This window comes from Phocaeicola sp. (genome assembly GCF_048170425.1).
In the GTDB taxonomy this organism is placed as follows: domain Bacteria; phylum Bacteroidota; class Bacteroidia; order Bacteroidales; family Bacteroidaceae; genus Phocaeicola.
Map to the genome: position 1 here is coordinate 1 of NZ_DBEXBB010000151.1, position 3,307 is coordinate 3,307.

A 3,307-nucleotide genomic window follows, 5' to 3' on the forward strand; every position below is an offset into this window, starting at 1 on the left:
TATATAAATAAGGTATAACGGTGAACTTTCCTTTTTACATAGCCCGAAGATATTTGTTCTCCAAGAAATCTCATAATGCCATTAATGTGATTTCTGGAATTTCCGTATGTGGGGTAGCGTTGGCTACATTGGCTTTGGTCTGCACTTTGTCCGTGTTCAATGGCTTTCAGGATTTGGTATCCAATCTGTTTACGGCTTTCGATCCAGAACTGAAGATTGTACCGGCTGCCGGAAAGGTCTTCGACGGGCAGGACAAGGCTATTACTGCCATCCGGAAGATGCCTGAGGTGGCGCTTGTTTCTGAATCGTTGGAAGACAATGCCCTGGTACAGTATCAGGGACGTCAGGCCATGGCTGTGATAAAAGGAGTGGAAGACAATTTTGAGGAACTGACACCGATTGATACCATCCTTTTCGGACGAGGAGAGTTGTTGCTTCATGATGAGGTGGTGGATTATGCCATTCCTGGTGTGCAACTGCTGGCTACCTTGGGTACCGGCATTCGTTTCCTGGACCCGCTGGAAGTGTACGCGCCCAAGCGTGGGGCTAAGGTGAATATGGCCAATCCGGCGGCTTCCTTTACAGGAGGAAGCCTGTTCTCATCCGGACTGGTGTTTGCCGTAAATCAGGAGAAATACGATGGCTCCTATATCCTTACTTCTCTGAAGTTTGCCCGACAACTGTTCCAGTACACCACCGAAGTCAGTGCCATCAACCTGAAAATGAAAGGAGGTACTGATGTAGATGCCTTTAAGCGTAAACTGGAAAAACACCTGGGCGAACGTTTTCGTGTGCTCGACCGTTACGAACAGCAGGCCGACACGTTCCGCATCATGAAAATAGAGAAATTCATATCCTATTTGTTTCTGACCTTCATATTGATGATAGCTTGCTTCAATGTCATCGGTTCCCTGTCTATGCTCATCATAGATAAGCGTGACGATGTGGTTACACTTCGTAACTTGGGGGCAAACGACCGGCAGATTGTGCGTATCTTCCTTTTTGAAGGGCGTCTGATTTCATTTATTGGAGCCGTGTCGGGCATTGTGCTGGGAGTGCTGCTCTGTTGGTTGCAACAGACCTTCGGGCTGATTTCGCTGGGGGCTTCCGGCAGCTTCATCGTCGACGCCTATCCCGTTAGCGTACATTGGGGAGATGTGGTACTCATTTTCTTTACTGTACTGGCTGTAGGCTTTCTGTCTGTATGGTATCCGGTGCGTTACTTGAGTCGTCGGTTACTGTCGAAATAGTTTCTGTCGGGAGTACATAAATTTTGTGGGGAGCTTTTCCCTTGCTTCCCAAAATCTTGCTTTTAACCCATCCGTTCAGGTCTTTCCAGGCTTTCGATTTCTGTAGTCCGGTCAGCAGGCCGTATTCTGTCCGTGTGATGAACGGATGCTGCCTTAAATGTGCCATGAGCAGTTGTAGCCGTTCATCTTCCGTATAGCGGGCGGAACTTTTCTGGAATTTCCAGTCCGTTCTGACTCGCGAAAGTTCCTGACCCCTGCATCTTCGGTTGAAACTCTTGCTTGTGCGGAACCGTACTTTATCGAATCGGATGTTCTGGACATGAATCTCGCTTTCATCCGTCACTTTCTTTTCAGCTTTCAGGTTAGCCACCGCATAGGCCATATGCCCTATTTCTACGCATTCTCCTCTGGAGATATAGAAAGACGTCCATTTTTCCACCTCTTCCATCACCCCGATTACAGTGCCTTCCTTGAATCCGGAAGAACGGGCTATCTGTCGGATGATGTCACTGAAGGGTACGGTTCCTCTGGTTACGAGCTTAGGGTAAAGTTTAGGGTTCTTTTCGCTGTTCTTTGTACCCGGTACGGGGAGAAAATCATACTGCGCTTCCATGTCTTTTAAATTTTTACAAGTTTCTGTTTATGTTTTCAATATCCAGGCTATATGTTTCCGAGGGTAGAACCTCACGTCTTCAGGTTGGAAAACGTGGGGTCTCCGACAGGAAAACATAGTAGTCTTCAGCGCGAAGATAAAAACTCTCTTAGGGGCTTTGTAGACGTATGTAGAAGTATGAAGACTTTCTCCTGGAAAAATACCAAGAGAGTAGAAATCTATTTTTGTTTTTTCAGTAAAAATGTCACGAATACACCTTTGTGGTCGGTCGGCCAGGTATCCAATGGCTCTATAAACGGGTCTTTAGACGTTTCTTTTACTCGTTGGTTTTTTACGATACTGCCTCGTGGTCCGAAGATAGCCGCGTTTTTCAGCTCAAGTTGAGGGTGTGGGTAATAAAATATGTAATCTATGCGGTCTCGTTCATCCGATTTGGGTGCCCAGGTTAGTTTTTGGGTGGGAATTTTCTCATTGTCGGATGGAAATGTGAAACCGGGGTAATCGAGTACGTTAGGATAAAGGGTACGGTAAGCATCTATAAACCCGTTATTATCCAGAATCAGTGGTACGGTCCAGGGGATAATCAGTCCGTTATGGTCATACAGGTCCTTAGTCTCACGTATCCAGTCCAGATGAGACGGTTCATTGAAATCGCCTCCCAGTATTACCATTCTGCCCTCTGCAATGTCCTTATTCGCGGCTTTGACAAATTCGCGGATTGCATCGTCGCGTTGAGAGGCATCGTTGATGGCCAGTACCTCTTGTACAGTTTCCGGAATCGGAATCTCCTTCCATGTAGAGCCGTCGTATCCTCTTACATTATAATACGCATCACTCAGGTAATCCAGGTGGGCCGTGTATACAGCAATCTGCTGTCCGTTGACCGAGGCTACCATGCGGTAAATGCTGCCGTGATCATCTTTCTCCGGAAAGACGGTAGTAGAATCGGTGATGGGATGTTTGCTGAGTAAGCCGGAGTCGTAGCTGTAGAATGAATAGTAGGTTTTCCCTTTTTCTTGTAAAGAGCTGACAATGCGGTCGCAAAAACGGGTTTGGTGGTAGTTGCGGACTTCACTGAATGTGACGAAATCCGGTTCCAGGCGTACTATTTCTGAAACAATGGCTTCATATCCTCCAGGAACCATTGTGCCTTCTTGCCAGATGTTCCATTGCAAGACCTTCAGTTCTGTCTGTGCATTCACTTTGCTGTAACCTATTAGGCAGCATAACCCACATAGCAAAAGTATTTTTTTCATAGTCTGAAATTTAAATTCAGTAATAAAGATAGGTAAATTTTCTGTAAAGAAAGAATGGGTATTGTGACATTATATTCGTTCTCCTCTTTTTTTAAGGTCTGTAATTTGTGCTGTACAGCATGTTTTTGATTAAAAATACCTTTAGGTTTATATTTATTTAATAAGATTCCTGATTTTGATAAAATAAA

General features: G+C 45.3%; 4 protein-coding genes. 1 reads left to right on the forward strand and 3 read right to left on the reverse strand.

Annotated features, from left to right (window positions below; genetic code table 11):
• Positions 1–20 precede the first annotated feature (20 nt).
• Complete coding sequence (locus ACMJ0U_RS05750) at positions 21–1,250, forward strand: FtsX-like permease family protein (RefSeq protein WP_417128772.1); 1,230 nt, start codon at positions 21–23, stop codon at positions 1,248–1,250.
• Here ACMJ0U_RS05750 and ACMJ0U_RS05755 read toward each other — a convergent pair.
• The 3 genes from ACMJ0U_RS05755 to ACMJ0U_RS05765 form a co-directional block, all read right to left on the reverse strand.
• The gene (locus ACMJ0U_RS05755; RefSeq protein WP_417128773.1) at positions 1,174–1,863 is read right to left on the reverse strand and encodes a hypothetical protein; all 690 of its coding nucleotides are present in this window, start codon (positions 1,861–1,863) and stop codon (positions 1,174–1,176) included. The two genes, ACMJ0U_RS05750 and ACMJ0U_RS05755, sit on opposite strands and share 77 nt — an antisense overlap.
• A 218-nt stretch (positions 1,864–2,081) precedes the next feature.
• Positions 2,082–3,119: an endonuclease/exonuclease/phosphatase family protein gene (locus ACMJ0U_RS05760; RefSeq protein WP_417128775.1), complete on the reverse strand. Its 1,038-nt coding sequence runs from the start codon at positions 3,117–3,119 to the stop codon at positions 2,082–2,084.
• Positions 3,116–3,307: hypothetical protein (locus ACMJ0U_RS05765; RefSeq protein WP_417128777.1), on the reverse strand; the 192-nt coding region annotated here is incomplete at its 5' end. The genes ACMJ0U_RS05765 and ACMJ0U_RS05760, both read right to left, overlap by 4 nt.

Excerpts from the sequence above, each read along its gene's own strand:
- ACMJ0U_RS05760 (WP_417128775.1), bottom strand. The coding sequence starts at position 3,119 with ATGAAAAAAATACTTTTGCTATGTGGGTTATGCTGCCTAATAGGTTAC.
- ACMJ0U_RS05755 (WP_417128773.1), bottom strand. The coding sequence starts at position 1,863 with ATGGAAGCGCAGTATGATTTTCTCCCCGTACCGGGTACAAAGAACAGC.